Raw genomic sequence first — 20,438 nt, 5'->3', positions numbered from 1 at the left:
AAGAGCTCACTCAGCCAATAAATCTCTCTAGCTGTGCTCGGCTATCCGGCCTAACTAGGCGATCAAGCTCTTCACCCTCTTTAAGTAAAATCAAAGTAGGCCATAATTTCACTTTGAATAAGCGACCGAGTCGCTTTCCCTTGCCATCATAAATTTTTATATGAGTCATTGGCGCTGAGCCGTTAAGAAGTTCGCACAAAGGTTCTTGGATAACTTGGCAATGAGGACACCATGGAGCGCCAAACTCTAATATCACTAAGCCTTTTATACTCTTTATGTCGTCAAAGTTTAATTCTTGATTTTGAAACTCTTGTTTAAACATGTCACACCGGTTAATTATTGTTACGTTTAATGCTTATACGAACGTGCAATTGAACAAGTGGCTTTCGTATTCTTAATTTTTTTCAGCACCAACTCGGGAGGCTGATCATTGGCTTCATGACTGGCCAATAATGCAGCTGATTCCGCAACCCCATAAACCCCAACGGTTTTAAAAACATAATCTGATCGAGTCGACAATAAGTCCGTCATGGTATTTAGCTGTTGGGCAGAATAAGTATGAAAGGGCCACTGATACTTCTTGGCTAGCTGTATCAAGCCAACCTCATCTGCTTTGATATTTATGCTATTAAGACTGTGTATGTCAGCAGGAGACAATCCCTTACTCGCTAGAGCTTCTAACATAAGACTCTCTAAAAACGCCAAAGGACAATGACGTTCGCACCCCATACCCAAGGTATAGGTAGGCTCAACATAGGCGTTGGCGGTGGTCATAACCAACTGATTCAATAATAGTTCTGACACCTGCTTGGCCAGATCGTTCGCCCCACCTTCGTGGCCAGACAGCAGAGGAATAACAAACTGCCCCTGTTCATCTAAGGCCAGCACAGGAGGGTCCTGATGTTTATTTTGCAACACAGGAGCCAAGCTTCGAATTACGATTCCTGTGGCACAAATAAAAATCAGTTTTTCTCCGTTGATAAAGGCTTGTTGAGCGCGCTTTGCAAAGGGTATGGGCTTGTAATCTAGCTGACAGCTTTCACCAATAGATTGAAGTTTTTCATTTAGCTCTTGTGCTAAGCTAAGCCCCTCTGGAGTCAAAGCAAAAATGCGGATCATGCTGTTCCTCTTTGGGAACGGGTAACAACAAACAAAGAAAAATAAGGCCCTGCTTTTTCTTCTAGCTGGCTAACGTCTTCAATAATCTGTTCATTTTCTCTACCAATATATTCAAGGTACTTGGCTTCATCTAAACGCCCCGTTTTTCGAAGTGCTGTTAAAATTCGAGGTCTCGCCCGCCCCGCCTTCATTATTACAACTGTATCATGATGGGCTAAAGCCATATCAATCTGTTCGGCACTATGGCGACCACTCACTACCGCAAAGGACTCTTTCAAAACAGTGAGAGGATGAGCTAAACGTGAAGCCGCGGCGTTAATGGAAGAAATACCTGGTACGACCGAACACTCAAAGTGCCCTTTAATACGCTCTAGCAAGTATGCAAAGGACCCAAAAAACAAAGGATCCCCTTCACATAAAAACACAACATTTTGTCCTGATAACAAATGTTGGCGTATTTTTTCAGCCCCCGCATCGTACACTTGATTGGCTAAGCGCCTGTCTGTCGACATAGGCATGATAATGGGAATTTCTATTGGTAATTGAGCCATACCCACAAACGCTTCCCTAGCAATGTGTTTTGATTGAGACTGCCCAGAATCATTGGCTAAATAGCTAATCACAGGGGCTGCTTGAATAGACCTGAGTGCCTTTAAAGTAATCAACTCCGGATCCCCTGGACCCACACCAACCCCAATAAATCGCCCTACTCGCTTAGCTTGATGGTTTTCAATCTGTTTCACGTATTACTCTCTTTCACTTGCATAGGGGGCTTAATTACCTGTCACTTTAGTAAATTGATATAAGGTCACAGGAAGGTTCGGTCTGAAAATGTTTTGACCGGCCAACTGCTCTCCCTTGGAGACAGCCAGTTGTCTGGTTAATTCTTGGCAATCCTGAGCGTTGGCTCTTTGTAAAGAAAACTGCATGGTATAAAAGCGAGTCGTTTCGGTAACACAAGAAACTAATAACACGCCACCTTGAGGTAAAGACTCCCACACCTGTTCCAATAACGGCACTAAATCACCATCGCTGCCACCAATGAATACTTTATTGGGAGACGGCAATGCCGCCAATGCTTGTGGAGCACGCCCTTCTATTAAGGTGAGATTGTTGCTCACACCAAATTGCTCTTGATTAGCCCGCAAGCAAAATAAACGTTCATCATGATGCTCTACCGCATAAATCTGAGCCTTAGGCTGCCAGTAGGCAAGCTCGACACTTACTCCACCACAGCCCGCACCAATATCCCAAATAATATCACCACTATTAGGCTGCAAATAAGACAACACCGCGAGCCGTACCTCTCGTTTCGTTATCATGCCTTTGCCAGCCCCTTTATCAGTGACAAAATATTCATCAGGAATACCCGGCGCACTGACAAAGCGCACAGATTGTCCTGCCAAAAAGACAACAACAACATTAAGTGGATCTACGCTAACAGGAGACTCAAGTAATTCACCTATCTCAAAATGGCGCACTTTCTCGTCTTTGTACCCCATCCTTTCACAAACACTTAAACGACTGGCAAGCAAGCCCGCAGCAACCACTTCTTTCGCGATATGATTAGGAGAGCTATTTTGATCAGTCAGCAGCACCAAAGTTTTATTAGCCTGTAAATGGGGTCGAATACTGTTGAGAGGGCGGCCATGCACACTCAGCACGGTAACATCTTGTTGAGATAACCCTAGCCTTTCGCAAGCTCCCTGAATGCTCGAGACATTCGAATAGTATTGAATACTCATAACCGCTGAGTGAGCCTTTACAAAACGCCCTAACCAAGCACCAATACCATAATAAAGCGGGTCACCCGAGGCCAATACCACCACTCTTGAAACTCTATCGGTTTGCGCCTCTAACAATAAGCTTTCAAGCTTTACCAGTTTAGGCAATACACGAACCTGTACTGCTTTATTAAATTTAACCATCGCCAGTTGGCGCTCTGAAGCAATTAACAAATCATCTGAGGTGAGGTTCGTCAGCAGAGCTTGGGGGGCTGAGGTCAGGCAAGCAGGCTCAGTGATGCCTAGACCAACAACATGAATTTTCATCACTAGTAGTATTCTCCATGATTGCAGCGCAACAGGGCGTTACAGCTTGCTGAAGTGACAGCACTTCCCCCCATGCGCCCAAGCAAGGTAATGCATTCGATGCCTAGGTCTTGATGAGCTTCCCATAAGGCTTGCTTTGATTCTGCTGCCCCCACAAAGCCCACCGGCATGCCGATAATAAGCGCAGGTTTGGCCTGTCCTGCCTGTAGCATTTCAAGCAAGCGAAACAAGGCGGTTGGTGCATTAGCAATTAATACAACACTGTCATTCAAGTGCTCTTGCCATAGAGAAAGAGCCGCCATAGAGCGTGTTTCTCCTTGCTGTTTTGCTAGCTGCGCCGTTCTTGAATCATTTAGAAAACACAAAGGAGGCTGGCTAATCATACGCTTGGTCACACCCTGCTTTACCATTTCAACATCACACAAAATGTTCTGATTATTTGCCAGGGCATCTCTACCAGCTTCAACAGCGCGAGCACTAAAACGAACATGTTCAGCCGCCTCTGGCAAGCCCAAACTATGTACTATGCGCATCACGACTTGTTGTTGGTCTAGGTTCCAAGCAGACAAATTGACCAACTCACGAATCTGCTGAAAGCTTTGCTGTTCAATATTCGTCGGGCTGTGCTCATAATGATAAGGTGTTATCTGGTTTCCAGAGCTATGATCTTGATTGTTCTTCAACACATTTTCTCTTTTTCAATGCATACAGGCTTTTAGCTGTAAGCGAATCTAATTCAACCCCATACAAGCGTGTAAACAGACATCAAGATCACTGAACTCTTTGTCTGCCTCAGGTAATAGAGGACGACTTTGTATAATAATAGGTACACCTAACTCGTCTGCCACGGTTAACTTTGCTTTAGTGGCATCACCGCCGCTATTTTTAGTGACCAGAGCGTCAATACCTTGGGTTAAAAACAAAGTTTTCTCATCTTCGTAACCAAACGGGCCAATGGCTTTTAACCAGTAAACGTTTGTGGGTAACTCAAATTTAGGTGCCACTGCGGTGCGCCAAACGACCGAGTCAATATTAGGCAAGACCAGTATAGCGTTAATAAGCTCAAGGCTCATTTGACCAGCACTTAATAAGGGTTTACGAGCCACCACAAGACGTTTTAATAAGGCGTCATCGTTATTGTATTCAAGCCAATTTTCTTCGTCACTCGGTCGCCAAGCAGGACGGTGAAAGCGCCAACAAGGAACATTAGCCGCTTTGCCCGCCTGCACCGCTTTACTACTCATCGTTTGCGCGTAAGGGTGGGTCACATCTAAGATCAAGGTGATTTCCTGCGCAAGCAGGTACTTTTCTAAGCCACCAAATTGAGTGAAACCGCCCACCACCAGCTGACAATCTAATGTTGGCAAACGTACCAAACCGGCCACACTATAAATGAGTTCAACGCCTGATCTAATTAAGCCTTCTGCGAGCTTTCGAGCATCTGCCGTGCCACCCAAAAGAAGTACTTTCATCTACTACCCCCGAGCATAGCCAATTAGCTTACCGGTACGATCAATGGCCATCACTTCTAATTCAAGACTTGCCGGAAGCTTGGTCCGACAAAAATTAGCAGCCTTCTGGCAGACTTCATTGGCCAGTGCATTAGCCTTAAGATCAGCATGATTCTGTTGAAAAATAGACAGCGCCTCAACACTGGTATTTGCCTGATTCATTGCTTTCCACACCTGGCTGCTAGCTCCTAATGTTACGGCTAAATCCGCTAACGCTGTTAAATTGATCGAGGAGGCACGACTATTTAAGTCCATATTCTTTTCAGCAAGCTTGGTCATTTTTCCAAAACCACCGCAAATTGAGAGTTTAGTAAGCTTAGGATCAGCAGATTCTACTTTTTTAAGATGCTTTAATACGGCTCCCACAAAATCTCCCATTTCTATAAACGCCATGTCTTCTAACTGATAATAGGCTTTAATAGCAGCCTCACTGGCGTTACCAGTCGTAGCTGCAATATGAGTAATACTGTTCGCCCGAGCCACATCAATACCTTGATGAATAGAAGCGATATAAGCAGCACACGAAAAAGGCCGAACAATGCCAGTGGTGCCAAGAATAGACAAACCACCCGTGATACCTAATCTGGGGTTCATGGTTTTTTGTGCTATTTGCTCCCCCTGTTCCACCCCTACTGCGACATTAAATCCACCTTGATAATGGTGCAAACGTGCAAAGTCTTGCAGATGTTCTGTCATCATATTCCTCGGAACTGGGTTAATGGCTGGCTCTCCAACTGGCAACAGCAACCCTGTTCGGGTCACGGTACCCACCCCTTGAGCAGCAAAAAAACGGACCCCTTTTTCTGGCACCAAACTCAATTCCACAAACACAGTGGCGCCGTGAGTGACATCGGGGTCATCACCTGCATCCTTAATCGTTGCCGTTTTACAGCCCTGTAAAAAAGGCTGATATTGAATGATGTTTAGGGACACTTCTTGCCCTTTGGGGAGCGTGACCTGCACCTCGGGCTCTTGGCGCTGAGTAAATAAGTATTGAGCGGCGGCAACACAACAAGCCGTAGCACAGCTACCAGTCGTTAAGCCGCTACGTAATGCTTTGGGTGCCTCAGAGCTCTCTGGCCACATAAACGGTTACTCTACACCCAATTCCGGCGCGAACACCCGAGCAAGGGCCATTGGGTTTGAGGGAAAGAATAAGTGTAGATAGCTGGCAACTAAGCCCTTTTCTTGATATATCGCCTCTCCAGGAGCCGGATGCCTTTGTCTTTTTCCATAACCAATTGGTTGCGGTGTATTTTCACTGCGAGACCTATGGTGAGCATGGCCTCTCACATCTCCTTGTATTAACTGCGCTGTTTGCATGCCTTGGCATCCCCGCTTACCTCGCATGGCACCCTGTCCTGCTAATAGCCCCAACATCGGGTATTCCTCACCATTGAGGTCCGATAGGCTTTGCAAGCAATACAGCAAGCCCCCACACTCAGCTAAAATGCCTTTACCCGAGTCATGAAAGGCTTGTATTGCTTTGTGCATTGGTGTGTTGCTCGCTAAACGCGATGCATGTAATTCCGGATAACCGCCAGGTAACCATAAAGCGTCCGCACTTGGCAGGCGAGTGTCCTCAAGGGGAGAAAAGAAAACCACTTCCGCCCCCATGCCTTCTAACAGCTCTAGATTCGCTTGATAAATAAAACTAAAGGCTGAATCTTTGGCAACGGCTATTTTCTTTCCGCTGAGTAATGCAGGTAGCGGCACGGCCTGTAGGTTTTCTTCTAGCGGGTAAAAAGCGACTGGCTCAGGTAAGGTTAACAAGCCTTCATCGAAGCTGGTTTGCAACCACTCCACCGCCGAGTCAAACGCTTGCTCAAGCTCACCAGAGACTTCATGGGCCTGAACCAAGCCTAAATGACGCTCTGGCAAAACCACACTCTCATCCCGTTTTAAACTGGCAAGTAGAGGCAGTTCCTTAGGTAACGCATCGCGGATGAGCTGTGCATGCCGTTCGCTGCCACAGCGATTGGCAATCATCCCTGCAATTTGGCAACTGGCACGAAAGTTAGCCAGTCCTGAAGCAATTGCAGCGGCAGTTTGCGCCATACCTTTTACATCCATGACAATCACCATAGGAATTCCAAACAACTCAGCGAGATCAGCACTTGAGGGCTCGCCATCGAACATGCCCATGGCTCCTTCAACCAGAATCAGATCTGCCGTTTGTGCTGCAAGATAAAGACGTTCTTGGCAATATTCTTTGCCCGCCATCCAGCTGTCTAATTGCTCTACTGGTTGCTTAGAGGCTTGGGCGAGTATTTGCGGGTCAAGATAATCTGGGCCTGTCTTAAAAACTCGGACACATTTCCCCTGCTGGGTAAAATACCTTGCCAATGCGGCTGTTATTGTCGTTTTACCTTGGTTGGAAGCGGGCGCTGTGAGAAACAACGCTGGGCAATAAATTGCGGACTTACTCATAATGTGTTCTCAGAAATATTGGATAACAATAAGTATTCTGCCCCTAAATCCGCAGCAATCTGTGCCCCGCGCCCACGCTTAATGGGGGCGTTTTCTGTGTCAATCAGCACACAGTGCCCAAGTAAGGCGCTAGCACCATTCGAGAAGTCAGAAACATCGGCCTGGGTACGACCGTCAGTAAGAATATAGGTGTGGCTGACAAGCTTGCTGTGCTGTTTATGTTGCTGCTGCAGATAGTGGCTGGCTTTTTCAATCGCTACACGAAAAGGTGTGCCACCTCCTGCTTTTAACGCGTCGAGCATGGGTAAGATTTCTTTTGGCGCTCTTACCCTAGGCAATAAAGAAGTAACGCCATCTTGACCAAAGCCTAGAATAGCCAGATGTTCACGAGCCAAGTAAGCCCGTTGGGCAATGTCCAAAATCACCCCTTTTGCTTGCGAAAAGACACCTTGCTTCAAAGTGGATGCGGAAGTATCCAATAACACCAAGTGCAATACCGTCTGGCCGGTTCGATCTTTTTTATGAGCCAAATGGCTGGGCGGCCACTCCTGAGGCGAGTTAACCAAACTCCGAAACCAATCAATGCCTTGTTTTTCTGTGGCACTTTGTTCAGCGACGCCTTTTGACTGGCCACGTTTTTTTCCTGCCGCTAACGATTGTGTATCAGAGTCAAAGCTGTTCTTCGTAGTATTTGAGCTTAACGGCACATGAATTGCTTCGCTGGTAGCTTGTTGTTCACCTACCATGGCTCCCCACTCGCCTTCTTGCGAAGAGTTGTCCGTATCGTGTTTTTGCGGCTGTTGAGGCGCCCTAGAACGCGGCGGCTCAGGTGCCCTAGATGATGGAGGCACATTATTTGGTTGACGACGATGAGACAGTACTAACTCTTCCACTGCTGCAACATCTGTAACATTGATTTCTGTTTTTCCTTGCCAAGCAGCATGAGCCACAGCGGCACGTAGCCAAACGATATCTGCGCGCATTCCGTCAACATAGGCGGCTTGGCAACGTTGAGCAATCTCTAGGCGAATCGAGTCGGAGCAACGTATTTGAGACAGTTTTTCTCTTGCCTGCTGTACTGTATTTTTAAGATTGCGTTGCTTGTACTTAAACGCTTCGATAAACGCTTGAGGGTCGAGATCATACTCTTCTCGCAAACGTACAATTTGTACTCGCTCTTCAAGAGTGTACTGATTGGTAAGCACGACATTGAGACCAAATCTATCTTGTAGTTGTGGCCTAAGCTCCCCTTCATCTGGGTTCATGGTGCCTACCAACAAAAATTGCGCAGCATGAGAATGACTCATACCGTCACGCTCAATGTAATTCACTCCGCTCGCGGAGACATCCAACAATTGATCAACCAAATGGTCGGCCAGCAAATTCACTTCATCAACATACAAAACGCCGCCATGGGCGTGACTCAAAATACCAGGCTTGAAAGACACCTCTTTGTCTTGCAAAACTTGCTCAAGATCAAGAGCCCCTAGTAGCCTATCCTCCGTGGTTCCTAAGGGTAAGGTTGCAAATGGCACCTCTTTTTCAAGGCTCTGAGCAGGCATAATGGCCGCTAACCCCCTTGCCAAGGTGGTTTTGGCTGCGCCTCTAGGACCACTAATCAGCACACCGCCAATTTTTGGGTTGATAGCACAGAGTATCAGTGCCAACTTGAGAGGCTCTTGCCCTGCCACCGCAGTAAAAGGGAAGTTAGTATGCTGAGTATGACTCATCCAATGACCTTGCTAATGTAAAATATAATTTAAGCCCTCTATTGTAGAGGGTTTACGCCTTGTTTGTCTCGCTTGATAAGTATCCTTGCCCAAGGGATCAAGTCAAATCAAAAAATACCACGCTAAGATGAAAAACACGCATTAAAAACTACCCCAGCCTCTTGACCTTGGATATAAGTCTAAGGTTTATAATCACCTTAATTCGACAGTCTTTTAAAGGATTCAGTATGTACCGTATCGGAGAAATCGCTAAACGTTTTGCGATCAACGCAGACACCTTACGCTTTTATGAGAAGCACAAATTGCTCATGCCGAGCGTCCGTTCTGAGGCTGGATACCGCCTTTATACTCAGCAGGACGCCCAACGGTTATCTTTTATTTTAAGAGCCAAGTCCGTTGGTTTTAGTTTGAGTGAAATCAGTGAGCTACTTTCAATAGACCTAGATAAGCAAAATAACGTGTGTTCCGACGTGAAGTCTTTGGTGGATATCAAGCTAACAAGCGTTCAAGAAAAAATCATTGAATTGCAGCATTTTGAAAAGTCCTTAACGCAACTGTCGCAAGCCTGTTGCGGCGGTGACATCAGTGCCGAGCATTGCACAATTTTAGAAGCGTTAGAGTCTTGTGACCCATCTTGGCGAGAAAGCACAGCCCCTATTTCGATTAACAAGGAAGATCACCCATGAACCTGATCGACAACTTTTTAGTTTTATTTTTAGAATCTGCTCCCTGGCTATTGTTAGGTTTAATGATAGCAGGCTTATTAAACGTTTTTATTCCCATGAACTGGATGAATAAGCAACTAGGTGGGCATGGGTTAAAGGCAACCATTAAAGCCGCCTTTATTGGCGCTCCTTTACCACTGTGTTCCTGTGGCGTTATTCCTGCCGCGGTTGGACTAAGAAGATCTGGTGCATCACGCTCAGCAACGACATCGTTTATGGTTTCCACTCCAGAAACTGGGCTGGACTCAATTTCTGTGTCCTATGTGCTGTTAGGACCCTTTATGGCCGTAGTCCGACCCATAGCCGCTATTCTTAGTGCAATTCTTGCAGGTCTACTGGTTGGTCAAGAGGATAAGAAAGAACAAAAGCTGCAAAACTCGTCTGCTAAACCCACTTCATCTTGCTGCACCAGTAAAACGGAAATACCAGAACAAGTAAAAGAAACAACACAAACCTCGTGCTGTTCATCCAATAAAGAGCCAACTGCAGAAGCAATAAAAGAAACGAGCGTTGCAAGTGCTTGCTGCAGCAGTGATAAACCCGCCAAACCTAAATCCAAGTTCTTAGGCAAGCTTGCTAAAGCGTTTCGTTATGCCAGCACTAACCTACTGGATGATACCGTAGTATGGCTAATGATCGGCCTTGGCTTTGCAGCCGTAGTACAAACTTATGTCTCTAGTGACTTTCTCGCCTCATGGGGGAATGGCCTTTTGGCCATGCTAGTAATAGTGATTATTTCAATCCCTATGTATATCTGTGCCACTGCTTCTACCCCAATTGCTGCCGGTTTGCTGATGGCAGGAGTATCACCAGGGGCTGCGTTAGTATTCATGCTAGCAGGCCCAGCCACCAACATAGCTACTTTGGGAGTAGTGGCAAAAGAATTAGGTAGGCGTGCTCTACTAGGCTATTTAACAGGAGTGCTGGGGGGAGCTTTAAGCTTCGGCTTTTTAATAGACTATCTAGTAACTGAGTTTGGCTTTCATGTGGCTCCCCAAATTGGCCCAGAGCATGAATTGCTCCCACTCTGGGCGACGGTGGTATCAGGTGCTTTGTTAGGCTCTTTAGTCTTACTGTCTCTGTACCGTAAGGGGAAAAAGCGTTTTCTCTAACAAGCCATCAATGTACAGCTCAAGAAGTACTTTCTTGAGCTTGCGGAGCCTGTGCCCACTTAGGTGGTTTATGGTAGCGCCCAACCACCGAACTGAGCAGTACAAAGGCGAGCAAAGAAAACACCAATTGGCTAATATCCAGCACTCCAAACGCTGCCACCAGCACACATAAATCCGCAATGAGAGTCGTACGACCAGCGTGAATTGAGAAACGGCGCTCAAGATAAACCGCCAGAATGTTTAACCCACCTAAAGAAGCATTATGACGAAACAAAATGATCAAACCAAAGCCAACCAACATGCCACCCAGTACGCCGGATAGAATAGGGTTGATGGTCATATGAAGGTAGTATCGCATTAACTCAGACAATGCAGACAGCAAGCTAATACTCACAAAAGTCCGCCAAGCAAACTCTTTGCCTAGTGTTCGCCACGCCAAAACATAAAAAGGCATGTTTAACAAAAAGAACAGTTGCCCAAAAGATAGATCGGTTACTTTACCTAGGATCATCCCAACCCCTGCTGTTCCACTTATGAGTAGCCCGGCAGAATTGAGTATGTGCAGCCCCAGAGCCACAAGAAGACATCCCTCCACTATGGAGAGCCAACGATGAGTGATATACATAACTTGTCCTTCCTTTGCTTTTCTAACTTATGATCAAAAAAGCCATTTAAACGTCAGCTTCTTTTGGAAGCCCAAATCGCTGCGCCTTCAGCTAGGCACAGCTTAACGCTAAATCAAGCACAATACGTACCAGATCGAGGTGCATTATTACTTCAATTGAATAAAATTTCACCTTTTTTTTTATTTTCTTATCTAAAAGCTTACTAGTGAGCAGCCAGAAGCACTTCATAATCCGGTAAAAAAGGCTACAATGTCCTCATGAGAATCACACTTAGACAGTTACAAATTTTTGAAGCGGTTGTACATACAGGCTCTGTAACGGCTGCAGCAGACCTTGTACACATCAGCCAACCTGCAGCTAGCCAAGCTTTACGGGAGTTAGAGACCCTACTTGGCAGGCCTCTCTTCAGGCGTCATGGCAAACGCTTACAAATCACCTCTCAGGCCAGACATTTACTACCCCAAGCGCGGGCGGTACTCAGCCAAATCGAGCAAATTGAGACCATGGGCAATGCCAATGAACTCAGTGGTTCTCTGCATCTTGCGGCCAGTGTGAGCATTGGTAACTATTTGCTTCCCAAACAAATGGCAGCTTTCAAGACCCAACACCCAAATATTCGCTTTAACCTAGACATAGGTAACACACAAAGTGTGATTCAACAGTTATTAACAGGAAAAGCAGAAGTGGGCTTTATTGAAGGCTATTGCCAGCATGCGGAATTAACAACACACACTTGGCTCAATGATGAGCTGGTCGTATTTGGATCGGCACAGGACGACCGCCCTGAGCAGCTCGATTGGCAAGACCTTGAGTCTGCAGATTGGGTAATGCGCGAAGCCGGTTCAGGCACCCGCACAATTTTAGAGCAAGCAACGTCTTCCCGCATTCCCAATTTAAATGTGGTGCTCTCTTTAGCTCATATGGAAGCCGTTAAACAAGCCGTTATTCACCAAATAGGCTTTGGTTGTTTATCGCGCATGGCGATTTCTCAAGAACTAGATTCTGGCTTAATCAAGCTATTCGAAACCCCTTTACAGTTAAATCGAAATTTATTGATCGTAACCCCTAAAAACACCGCCTTAACTCAAAATGCGCAGTTTTTTGTCGATCAATGCCAACAACTCGCATCACCACCTTCTGACGATTAAGGAAAACTTGACCTTTGCACTAAGGCTCTTACAATCTAATTCATCTGATTTATCAATTAGAAGACATTTATAATACAAATGAATATAAATAAAATTGATCTAAACCTACTGATTTACCTAGATGTCTTACTTAGAGAGTGCAATGTTACCCGTTCAGCCAATAAACTGAATATTACGCAGCCTGCTATGAGTAATGGCCTCAAGCGCCTTAGAGACTTGTTAGACGACCCTTTATTGGTCCGAACCAGTGATGGCATGATGCCCACTGAAAAAGCACTGCGTTTACAGCCCATTGTCCGTAAAGTCTTGCTGGAATTAGAAGAAGCATTACAACCCGAAGCCGACTTCAACGAGCAAACCAGCACCCGAGTGTTTCGCCTTATGGCAAGCGATTACGCCACCTCAACCGTAATCCCTCGTTTATTAAATCGATTACGTGAACGTGCACCTGGCGTCACACTAGATATTATGACTCCCAGTGACGTGACCTTTCACGACGTAGAGGTGGGCAAAATTGACATGGCCATCAACCGCTTTGAAGAGTTACCGCAATCATTTCATCAAAAAAATGTATGGGACGATACCTTTGTCTGCATGCTGAGTGCTAACAACCAAATAAAGAATCATTTAACTCTTGATGCGTATTTAGAAGCGCAACACATTTGGGTAAGTAAAACAGGTTTTGGAGTTGGGGTGGGAATGGACCCAACCGATGTGCAAAAACTTGGTTGGGTTGACGAGGCCTTACAAGCACAAGGCAAAAAGCGCACTATCCGAGTCTTTACTCGAAGCTACCATACCGCCATGCACCTAGCGTTGGAACAAGATTTGATTGCCACCCTGCCTCGTAAAGTGGCTATGGTTAATAGCAACAACCCTGAGTTGGTGATTGTTGAACCTCCTTTCCATATTCCCATGATTGAGTTAAAGATGATTTGGAGCCCATTACTGCATCACGACGCCAGCCACATTTGGTTCCGCAAACAAGTTATTCAAGTGGCCGAAGAGTTTAAACAACACAGTCCATAAACGAAAAAACGCACCCAAGGTGCGTTTTTTTACATTCAAGCTGAACGCTTACTCTTCTTCAGAGCCAGCCGCCTCTTTAATCAACGTTTGCAACTCACCGTTGTTTGCCATTTCAACAATGATATCGCAACCACCAACCAACTCACCTTTCACCCACAATTGCGGGAAAGTAGGCCAGTTCGCAAACTTTGGTAACTCAGCACGAATATCAGGGTTGTCTAGAATATTTACGAACGCGAAACGTTCGCCACAAGACATTAAAGCTTGAACTGCTTGGGAAGAAAAACCACATTGAGGAGCGCGTGGATTACCCTTCATGTACAAAAGGATATCGTTGTTGTTAATTTGCTCTTTAATAGTATCAATTGTCGTGCTCATGCATCACCTCATTCATTGAAATTCATTCATCACCTAGCAAGAGTCCACAGACGCTGACCAAGCTCGGCTAATTTAGCCCAGTTTATTGGGTTTGTTCTATGTATTACAACCCCCCACTCACCTTAAAAAGGAATTAACTGGCTATTCTACCTTTACTCTAGTTAGCGACTGTATTACATTGACCGATTACTTTTTTATTTCATCCATAACTTGATACTAAAAGGAGCTATAGGTGTCCCCTAGACATTTTCTTACGCTACAAGACTTAACTTCACAAGAATTTAAGCAAATCATTCTACGTGCTTCAGAGCTTAAGAAAATACAGCGCGAAGGGCGCATCTATGAACCACTTAAAAATCGAGTATTAGCCATGATTTTTGAAAAGTCTTCAACTCGTACACGGGTGTCGTTCGAAGCAGGTATGGCACAGTTTGGTGGCCATGCTCTGTTCCTCTCCCCACGAGACACCCAACTAGGCCGTGGCGAGCCCATTGAAGACAGCGCACGTGTTATCTCTAGCATGGTAGATGCTGTAATGATACGTACCTTTGATCATGCAACCGTGGAAACTTTTGCGAAGTACTCATCGGTACCTGTGATTAATGCGTTAACCGACGACTATCACCCTTGTCAGCTATTAGCTGACATGCAAACTTTCCAAGAGCACAGAGGGGATATCACAGGCAAAAAAGTCGTTTGGGTAGGTGATGGGAACAATATGTGCCACTCTTACATCAATGCGGCAGATTTACTGGATTTTCAACTGGTTGTCGCTTGTCCTAAGGGTTACGAGCCTAATGCTGATCTGGTTGCTAAACACAGCGATCGCGTTAGCATTGTGCATCAAGCAGATCTGGCTGTTGAAAATGCCGATTTAATCGTTACTGATGTGTTTGCTTCCATGGGTCAAGAAGAAGAACAAGAGCAACGAGTAAAAGACTTTGCAGGCTTCCAAGTAAACTCTGAACTCATGTCCAAAGCAAACAGTGATGCGCTCTTTATGCATTGCTTGCCAGCCCACCGTGGCGAAGAAGTCTCTGCAGAAGTTATGGACGCTGCGGACTCAGTCGTCTGGGATGAGGCGGAAAACCGCCTCCACGCACAAAAAGCATTACTTGAGTTCTTGCTAGTTAAATAGTTCAATAAGCCCGCTCGCCATAATACATGCGGGCTTTTTTGTTTTTCTTATACTGAATTTAATTCACCAATTACTAAAAATCATGAGCATAATCGAAGTTAGGCATTTAAAAACCCTAAATGCCTTAAGAGAAACCGGCAGCTTAGTCGAAGCCGCAGAGCGGGTTCACCTTACCCAGTCTGCACTATCACACCAAATCAAAGATTTGGAAGAGAAGCTCGGCTGTCCGTTGTTTATTCGTAAAACAAAACCCGTACGATTCACCAGCGCCGGTTTACGCTTATTACAATTAGCAGATGATGTTCTATTGTCTTTTCGTTCTGCGCAAAGAGATATTCAACGCTTTGCCGAGGGTGAGAGCGGTCGTTTACACATTGCTATAGAGTGCCATAGTTGCTACGAGTGGCTTATGCCCACTATAGACCACTTTCGCGAGCACTGGCCTGATGTTGAGCTCGACCTTTCAACCGCATTCAACTTCATGCCTCTACCCGCCCTAGCACGGGGTGATCTTGACCTAGTCGTCACGTCTGACCCTCAAGACCTACCTAATATTGAATACATACCGCTCTTTCAATATGAGTCACAAGTTGCTCTATCAAGGCACCACCCTCTCGCCAAAAAAGAGCACCTAGAGCCGGAAGATTTTGTCGATCAGACCTTGATCACCTACCCTGTTGAAACCGAAAGGCTGGATATTTTTAAGCACTTTCTCACTCCAGCGAACATTACACCAGCGAAAATTCGCCATAGTGAGTTAACCCTTATGATGATGCAACTCATTGCCAGTGGAAGAGGGGTAAGTTGTTTACCTAATTGGGCTTTAACGGAATACACCAACCGACAGTATGTGATTACTAAGTCATTAGGTGAGGAAGGCGTATGGTGTAAGTTGTATCTTGCGGTTCGCAAAGACCAGCGCCATAACGCCTATATGGATGATTTAATTAGCACGGCATCAAAAACTTGTTTTAAGAACCTCAAAGGCATTTTAGCCCCTGATCTATAAGGATAACAGCATCAAGACTCTTTCTCTTGATGCTGTTTACGAGACCAAATTAAGCTAAACTTTGCGCCGCCAGTGTCACTGTCGCCAATCAATACTGCACCACCATGCCAAAAAGCAATACGTTGCACAATCGCTAAACCAAGACCATAGCCTCCAGAAGCACGGGTTCGGCTATTGTCTAGGCGTTGAAAGGGAATGAATACTTTGTCCCTATCTTCAAAAGGAATGCCTGGACCATCATCTTCAATATCCAGCATCCAGCGCTCTGTATCTTCTGTAAAGGTTACTGAAATCTTACTATTGGCGTACTTAGACGCATTCAAAATCAGGTTTTGCAAAGCACGCCTTAAATGGTGCTCATCCGCTATTGCCGTACTGTTTGTATCCACTTGTACGTCTACCGATAGTTTTTTTAATAGCGATTGATTATTCTGCAAAATATCACTGACTAGGTGATGCACGCTGACGTTTTCGAAATTTAACGCTAAAGCACCTTCCTCAAGTTTGCCATAAGTGAGCACTTCATCAACCAGGGTATTCAGCTCTTCAACATCATCCTCTAAGCCTTCAATGGTTTTTTCAACCACCTCATCCACATCGTCTTTCATGACTTCAAGACCAAAACGCAAACGAGCAATAGGTGTGCGCAATTCATGGGATATGGCATTGATCATTTCCCGCTGCACCTTCAACAAACGTTCAATGTGCGTGGACATGGAATCAAAAGAATAAGCCAGCTCTTTTAAAGCGCCGTCGCCATCAGGAATACTCTTCGGCAAGGTCCCCTTGCCTCTAGCAATCTGACGGGTAATATTTTCAAACTTTCGTCGCCGTTTATCTATATTGACCAATTCACGCCAAATTACCAGCAGCATGATTACCAAAGCAACAGCAACGACCAACACCACCCACCAGTTTAATGGCAAACCCTTTGTATGAGGAACTAGTGTAATCAGAAGGTTCGGGCGGTCCCCTTCACCTTGCCACACATAACCAAACTCAAGCTCGTTTTTATCCATTAAAGACACACTGCCAAACGGCTCCAACGTTTTTAGGTCGGTTGCTTGTACTTTTAAACAAGCTAACTCCTTAAGCACTTTATGCTTATCGTTGTCGGTTAATTTGGGGGAGTTAATAAACAACCGAAGCAAGCTTTCTATGTGGGCTACCGTTTGCTTTTGTGAGTCTATAACCCCTCGTACAACAGGATTAGACGGATCTCCTAGCACAAGCTCGAAACCGCCAGAACCGAGATGAGTGAGCTGTTTATTATTAACCAGCTGCAACAGGTCTTCAGCACTTAATGTTGCAGAAGGTCTATGTGTAAAATCAAATTGGGAAAAGTCATCGGGAAAGTCGATGTCTGACAGCAAGAGCAGTGAACTCAAGTTAGCATCAATATTTACAAACTGCTCAACTCGCTCTGAGTCAAGCTTATGATTAGTGATCACCATAGCTAGGTAACAACCTATGACTATGATGACACCACTAAACAAAAGGTGACGGTAAAGACGCCAAATAGCTATTTGCATAAAAGATTAAACTTCTTTTACAAACAAGTAGCCCTTACTACGGATCGTTTTAATACGACGCGGATGAATTGGGTCATCACCAATTTTTGAACGAATTCGGGAAATTCGCACATCTACTGAGCGGTCCTGACCATCGTACTCGATACCACGCAACTCACCAAAAATCTCTTCACGGCTCATAGTACGACCTGAGTTACTCGCCAACAGCCATAAAAGGTCAAACTCCGCACTGGTTAATTCAATTTCTTCTTCCAGTAACCAAGCTTCACGACGTGAATTATCTATTTTAAGATTACCAAAGGTTAAAATAGAATCTTCCTGTGAAGCAGAGCCGCCTTGTGCTGCATCCATAGTGCTTCGGCGTAGTAAAGACTGAATACGTGCCAGCAACACCCGTGGCTTAGCCGGTTTCGATACATAGTCATCTGCACCAATTTCAAGACCCAGAATTTGGTCAACATCGTCACTACGGGCTGTCAACATCAAAATTGGCCCTTTGTAATCGTTACGTACGTTACGGCAAACCGTAAAACCGTCTGCACCTGGCAACATCAGGTCAAGCACTACCAAAGAAGGTTTCTCGGCGAGAATACGAGTGATTGCCTTACGACCATCGGCTTCGATATCGACATTAAAGCCATTTTTTTGCAGATATTCTTGCGTTAGAGATGCTAGCCTTTCATCGTCTTCCACAATAAGAATGCTTTGCTTTTCATCAAAATTCATCAGACTTCCTCTATCTATTGTCTTTATTGAAACAACTAGATTTAATTACTTATGGGTGTATTTAGGTGCTCTCTTACTTGCTCAACTCTTTGTCGATTCACTTCAAGGTCAGAATACCCTACTCTAGAAGCGGAGCGAACATGTACCGCACTGTCAGCTTCTGGAAGATAAAACTCGACATCATCAATGTACCCCATGAGTTTACTCTTTATTTCAAGGTGCACATAACCTAACGAGCTACTGACAATTTGAGCATTTCCCTGAGCCAATAAAAAAGACTCGATAGCTAACTGTACTTCTTTCCTATCACCATTGTAAATGATTGGTTCTATAAAATGAGGATCAGTCCTATCTGATTGACTTGAAACACAATTTGGTTGAGAAGGACAAACTTTCATCAATCCATCATTCACCCCAAGATCCGCAGGTCGCACATTATAGAACTTAACGTATACAAAAAAGGCTGCTACAGCAACAACGGCAATAACAAGTATCCAGCGCACCATGCCCATACAACTCCTCAATCAAAATGTCTTTTCGGCTCACTAACGAAACGATCTTTTACCTGGTTTTTTAGGCTTAAACTCTTGCTTATCATTCGCTTGCCAGTCAAACCCTTTATGATTTCTACGTGCCCCACCTGCTGAGCCCGTTTTATTTTTACTACGTTTAGCCGCAATTTTCTCTTGTTGTGTTTTTGGCTTAGGAGAATTCGCTTTAATATCCACCATAGCACAAAGGGAAGCGACTTCTGTCTCTTCCATTTCCACCCAACGGCCAACTTTTGCTTTTGAAGGCAAAAATACTGGGCCAAAACGTACTCGTTTCAAGCGGTTCACTTTTACCCCTTGAGACTCCCAAAGACGACGCACTTCACGATTACGGCCTTCCATTAAACACACATAAAACCAGCGGTTAATGCCTTCACCACCACCATCTACAATGTCGGTAAAATTTGCCATACCATCTTCTAAAGCCACACCTTTTTTAAGGGTTGTTAGGTGATCATCGGTGACTTCTCCCATTACTCGAACAAGGTATTCTCGGTCGATTTCAGTAGAAGGATGCATTAGGCGATTAGCAAGCTCGCCGTCAGTGGTAAAAAGTAACAAGCCAGACGTATTGATATCCAAACGGCCAACCGCTATCCAGCGCTCACCACGCAATTTTGGCAGGCGATCGAAAACCGTCGGGCGGCCTTCTGGATCTTTACGGGTACACACCTCTCCTTCGGGCTTGTTATAAATAATAACACGGCGGCCTTCACCGGCTTTTGTCACCTTAATGGGGTAGCCGTCTAGCTCAATTGCGTCTGTTAAGCTAACTCGATCACCCAGTGTGGCCACTTCGCCATTCACTAATACGCGGCCTTCGCGAATACGGTTTTCCATTTCGCGGCGGGAGCCCTGACCGGATCTTGCTAACACTTTTTGTAACTTTTCGTCCATTACGACCTCTTTGGAATGCTTCTCAGCAACCTGCTAGTAGTTTAAAAATAATGAATCACATTATAAGCCTTCACACGCTGGCTTTATACCCGTTTTTTACCTGTTTCACGTAAAGGGTGTGATATCTCCTGCACCAACACGTAAAACTTCCACATTATCTGCTTCCATCTTGATAACACTAGTGGGCTCTAGGCCACAATACCCACCATCTATCACCAAATCTAATGCATGTTCTAAGACATCACGAATATCATACGGGTCTGTCATGGTGTCGGTTTCTCCTGGCAGGATCAAAGAAACACTCATTAATGGCTCTTGTAGCTCTTCCAGTAAAGCTTGAGTAATTTTATTATCAGGAATGCGAATACCAATGGTTTTTCGCTTTGGGTGCAGCAAACGCCTTGGCACCTCAGAGGTAGCACTAAAAATAAAGGTATAAGGCCCTGGAGTGTTGTTTTTTAACAAACGGTACAAATGGTTATCAAAGCGTGCATAAGTGGATATTTCCGACAGATCACGGCACACTAAAGTGAAGTTATGCTTATCATCGAGTCGTCGGATAACACGGATTCTATCTAAGGCTGACTTATCCCCAAGGTGGCAACCTAACGAGTAGCCACAATCGGTTGGATAGGCGATCACACCGCCTTTTCTTACGACCTCAGCAGCCTGTTTCACTAAACGAGCCTGAGGGTTTTCTGGATGAATCTGAAAAAATTGGCTCAT

The 20,438-nt window shown here is 45.1% G+C and carries 22 protein-coding genes; 6 read left to right on the top strand and 16 right to left on the bottom strand.

Annotated features, from left to right (window positions below; all coding sequences use genetic code 11):
* Positions 1–10: 10 nt before the first annotated feature.
* From ACYVGZ_RS06840 to ACYVGZ_RS06800, 9 genes are read right to left on the bottom strand one after another with little or no spacing between them, the layout of a single operon-like run.
* A complete protein-coding gene (locus ACYVGZ_RS06840; protein ID WP_460753068.1) occupies positions 11–322 on the bottom strand; it encodes a thioredoxin family protein in 312 nt (103 codons plus the stop codon).
* 26 nt (positions 323–348) lie between these two features.
* On the bottom strand, positions 349–1,119 hold the full coding sequence (locus tag ACYVGZ_RS06835) for a cobalt-precorrin 5A hydrolase (RefSeq protein WP_460753065.1): 771 nt from the start codon (positions 1,117–1,119) through the stop codon (positions 349–351).
* On the bottom strand, positions 1,116–1,862 hold the full coding sequence (cobI, locus tag ACYVGZ_RS06830; protein ID WP_460753062.1) for a precorrin-2 C(20)-methyltransferase: 747 nt from the start codon (positions 1,860–1,862) through the stop codon (positions 1,116–1,118). Before cobI ends, ACYVGZ_RS06835 begins: the two co-directional genes overlap by 4 nt.
* A gap of 30 nt (positions 1,863–1,892) precedes the next feature.
* Positions 1,893–3,170: a precorrin-6y C5,15-methyltransferase (decarboxylating) subunit CbiE gene (cbiE, locus tag ACYVGZ_RS06825; protein WP_460753740.1), complete on the bottom strand. Its 1,278-nt coding sequence runs from the start codon at positions 3,168–3,170 to the stop codon at positions 1,893–1,895.
* Between the two features lie 2 nt (positions 3,171–3,172).
* A complete protein-coding gene (locus ACYVGZ_RS06820; RefSeq protein WP_460753059.1) occupies positions 3,173–3,856 on the bottom strand; it encodes a precorrin-8X methylmutase in 684 nt (227 codons plus the stop codon).
* Between the two features lie 45 nt (positions 3,857–3,901).
* Positions 3,902–4,642, bottom strand: coding sequence for a precorrin-6A/cobalt-precorrin-6A reductase (locus ACYVGZ_RS06815; protein WP_460753056.1), 741 nt, complete (start codon positions 4,640–4,642; stop codon positions 3,902–3,904).
* 3 nt (positions 4,643–4,645) lie between these two features.
* Positions 4,646–5,767 (bottom strand): cobalt-precorrin-5B (C(1))-methyltransferase, encoded by a 1,122-nt coding sequence (locus tag ACYVGZ_RS06810; RefSeq protein ID WP_460753053.1) that lies wholly within the window; start codon positions 5,765–5,767, stop codon positions 4,646–4,648.
* A 6-nt stretch (positions 5,768–5,773) separates the two neighbouring features.
* Positions 5,774–7,111, bottom strand: a complete 1,338-nt coding sequence (locus tag ACYVGZ_RS06805; RefSeq protein WP_460753050.1) for a cobyrinate a,c-diamide synthase — start codon at positions 7,109–7,111, stop codon at positions 5,774–5,776.
* A complete protein-coding gene (locus tag ACYVGZ_RS06800) occupies positions 7,108–8,841 on the bottom strand; it encodes an AAA family ATPase (protein WP_460753047.1) in 1,734 nt (577 codons plus the stop codon). The genes ACYVGZ_RS06805 and ACYVGZ_RS06800 overlap by 4 nt, the downstream gene beginning before the upstream one ends.
* Positions 8,842–9,068: 227 nt before the next feature.
* On the opposite strand from ACYVGZ_RS06800, the gene zntR reads away from it, so the two are divergent.
* Positions 9,069–9,527, top strand: a complete 459-nt coding sequence (gene zntR, locus ACYVGZ_RS06795) for a Zn(2+)-responsive transcriptional regulator (RefSeq protein ID WP_460753045.1) — start codon at positions 9,069–9,071, stop codon at positions 9,525–9,527.
* Positions 9,524–10,678: an SO_0444 family Cu/Zn efflux transporter gene (locus ACYVGZ_RS06790; protein ID WP_460753042.1), complete on the top strand. Its 1,155-nt coding sequence runs from the start codon at positions 9,524–9,526 to the stop codon at positions 10,676–10,678. Before zntR ends, ACYVGZ_RS06790 begins: the two co-directional genes overlap by 4 nt.
* Before the next feature lie 19 nt (positions 10,679–10,697).
* Here ACYVGZ_RS06790 and ACYVGZ_RS06785 read toward each other — a convergent pair whose 3' ends face one another.
* Positions 10,698–11,303: a YitT family protein gene (locus tag ACYVGZ_RS06785; protein ID WP_460753039.1), complete on the bottom strand. Its 606-nt coding sequence runs from the start codon at positions 11,301–11,303 to the stop codon at positions 10,698–10,700.
* A 258-nt stretch (positions 11,304–11,561) separates the two neighbouring features.
* Between ACYVGZ_RS06785 and ACYVGZ_RS06780 the strand changes: the two genes are divergently transcribed.
* The gene (locus tag ACYVGZ_RS06780; RefSeq protein WP_460753036.1) at positions 11,562–12,452 is read left to right on the top strand and encodes a LysR substrate-binding domain-containing protein; all 891 of its coding nucleotides are present in this window, start codon (positions 11,562–11,564) and stop codon (positions 12,450–12,452) included.
* Positions 12,453–12,530: 78 nt separating this feature from the next.
* Positions 12,531–13,481, top strand: coding sequence for a LysR family transcriptional regulator (locus ACYVGZ_RS06775; protein WP_460753034.1), 951 nt, complete (start codon positions 12,531–12,533; stop codon positions 13,479–13,481).
* 48 nt (positions 13,482–13,529) lie between these two features.
* On the opposite strand, the gene grxD is transcribed toward ACYVGZ_RS06775, so the two are convergent.
* Positions 13,530–13,859 (bottom strand): Grx4 family monothiol glutaredoxin, encoded by a 330-nt coding sequence (grxD, locus tag ACYVGZ_RS06770; protein ID WP_460753031.1) that lies wholly within the window; start codon positions 13,857–13,859, stop codon positions 13,530–13,532.
* A 232-nt stretch (positions 13,860–14,091) separates the two neighbouring features.
* Between grxD and argF the strand changes: the two genes are divergently transcribed.
* Both argF and ACYVGZ_RS06760 read left to right on the top strand, forming a co-directional pair.
* Positions 14,092–14,997, top strand: a complete 906-nt coding sequence (gene argF, locus ACYVGZ_RS06765) for an ornithine carbamoyltransferase (protein ID WP_460753028.1) — start codon at positions 14,092–14,094, stop codon at positions 14,995–14,997.
* 82 nt (positions 14,998–15,079) lie between these two features.
* Positions 15,080–16,006 carry a LysR family transcriptional regulator gene (locus tag ACYVGZ_RS06760; protein ID WP_460753026.1) on the top strand — a complete coding sequence of 309 codons (927 nt, stop codon included), beginning with the start codon at positions 15,080–15,082 and terminating at the stop codon, positions 16,004–16,006.
* An 11-nt stretch (positions 16,007–16,017) separates the two neighbouring features.
* Here ACYVGZ_RS06760 and ACYVGZ_RS06755 read toward each other — a convergent pair whose 3' ends face one another.
* From ACYVGZ_RS06755 to ACYVGZ_RS06735, 5 genes are all read right to left on the bottom strand, one after another.
* A complete protein-coding gene (locus ACYVGZ_RS06755; protein WP_460753023.1) occupies positions 16,018–17,538 on the bottom strand; it encodes an ATP-binding protein in 1,521 nt (506 codons plus the stop codon).
* Between the two features lie 6 nt (positions 17,539–17,544).
* A complete protein-coding gene (locus ACYVGZ_RS06750; RefSeq protein WP_460753021.1) occupies positions 17,545–18,264 on the bottom strand; it encodes a response regulator in 720 nt (239 codons plus the stop codon).
* A 41-nt stretch (positions 18,265–18,305) separates the two neighbouring features.
* On the bottom strand, positions 18,306–18,776 hold the full coding sequence (locus tag ACYVGZ_RS06745) for a DUF1499 domain-containing protein (protein ID WP_460753018.1): 471 nt from the start codon (positions 18,774–18,776) through the stop codon (positions 18,306–18,308).
* Between the two features lie 33 nt (positions 18,777–18,809).
* Positions 18,810–19,712, bottom strand: a complete 903-nt coding sequence (gene rluB / locus ACYVGZ_RS06740) for a 23S rRNA pseudouridine(2605) synthase RluB (protein ID WP_460753016.1) — start codon at positions 19,710–19,712, stop codon at positions 18,810–18,812.
* 105 nt (positions 19,713–19,817) lie between these two features.
* Positions 19,818–20,438, bottom strand: a complete 621-nt coding sequence (locus ACYVGZ_RS06735) for an L-threonylcarbamoyladenylate synthase (RefSeq protein WP_460753013.1) — start codon at positions 20,436–20,438, stop codon at positions 19,818–19,820.

The organism is Marinomonas epiphytica (assembly GCF_054780655.1).
The sequence above is the reverse complement of the archived record's forward strand: the minus strand, read 5'-3'. Positions and strand labels throughout refer to the sequence as shown.

Coding starts and splice junctions, on each gene's coding strand:
- ACYVGZ_RS06755 (WP_460753023.1), bottom strand. CDS start 17,538: ATGCAAATAGCTATTTGGCGTCTTTACCGTCACCTTTTGTTTAGTGGT.
- rluB (WP_460753016.1), bottom strand. CDS start 19,712: ATGGACGAAAAGTTACAAAAAGTGTTAGCAAGATCCGGTCAGGGCTCC.
- ACYVGZ_RS06840 (WP_460753068.1), bottom strand. CDS start 322: ATGTTTAAACAAGAGTTTCAAAATCAAGAATTAAACTTTGACGACATA.
- ACYVGZ_RS06835 (WP_460753065.1), bottom strand. CDS start 1,119: ATGATCCGCATTTTTGCTTTGACTCCAGAGGGGCTTAGCTTAGCACAA.
- ACYVGZ_RS06760 (WP_460753026.1), top strand. CDS start 15,080: ATGAGCATAATCGAAGTTAGGCATTTAAAAACCCTAAATGCCTTAAGA.
- ACYVGZ_RS06780 (WP_460753036.1), top strand. CDS start 11,562: ATGAGAATCACACTTAGACAGTTACAAATTTTTGAAGCGGTTGTACAT.
- ACYVGZ_RS06800 (WP_460753047.1), bottom strand. CDS start 8,841: ATGAGTCATACTCAGCATACTAACTTCCCTTTTACTGCGGTGGCAGGG.
- ACYVGZ_RS06750 (WP_460753021.1), bottom strand. CDS start 18,264: ATGAATTTTGATGAAAAGCAAAGCATTCTTATTGTGGAAGACGATGAA.
- ACYVGZ_RS06785 (WP_460753039.1), bottom strand. CDS start 11,303: ATGTATATCACTCATCGTTGGCTCTCCATAGTGGAGGGATGTCTTCTT.
- ACYVGZ_RS06735 (WP_460753013.1), bottom strand. CDS start 20,438: ATGAGCCAATTTTTTCAGATTCATCCAGAAAACCCTCAGGCTCGTTTA.
- cbiE (WP_460753740.1), bottom strand. CDS start 3,170: ATGAAAATTCATGTTGTTGGTCTAGGCATCACTGAGCCTGCTTGCCTG.
- ACYVGZ_RS06810 (WP_460753053.1), bottom strand. CDS start 5,767: ATGTGGCCAGAGAGCTCTGAGGCACCCAAAGCATTACGTAGCGGCTTA.
- ACYVGZ_RS06775 (WP_460753034.1), top strand. CDS start 12,531: ATGAATATAAATAAAATTGATCTAAACCTACTGATTTACCTAGATGTC.
- ACYVGZ_RS06745 (WP_460753018.1), bottom strand. CDS start 18,776: ATGGGCATGGTGCGCTGGATACTTGTTATTGCCGTTGTTGCTGTAGCA.
- ACYVGZ_RS06790 (WP_460753042.1), top strand. CDS start 9,524: ATGAACCTGATCGACAACTTTTTAGTTTTATTTTTAGAATCTGCTCCC.
- ACYVGZ_RS06815 (WP_460753056.1), bottom strand. CDS start 4,642: ATGAAAGTACTTCTTTTGGGTGGCACGGCAGATGCTCGAAAGCTCGCA.
- grxD (WP_460753031.1), bottom strand. CDS start 13,859: ATGAGCACGACAATTGATACTATTAAAGAGCAAATTAACAACAACGAT.
- zntR (WP_460753045.1), top strand. CDS start 9,069: ATGTACCGTATCGGAGAAATCGCTAAACGTTTTGCGATCAACGCAGAC.
- ACYVGZ_RS06805 (WP_460753050.1), bottom strand. CDS start 7,111: ATGAGTAAGTCCGCAATTTATTGCCCAGCGTTGTTTCTCACAGCGCCC.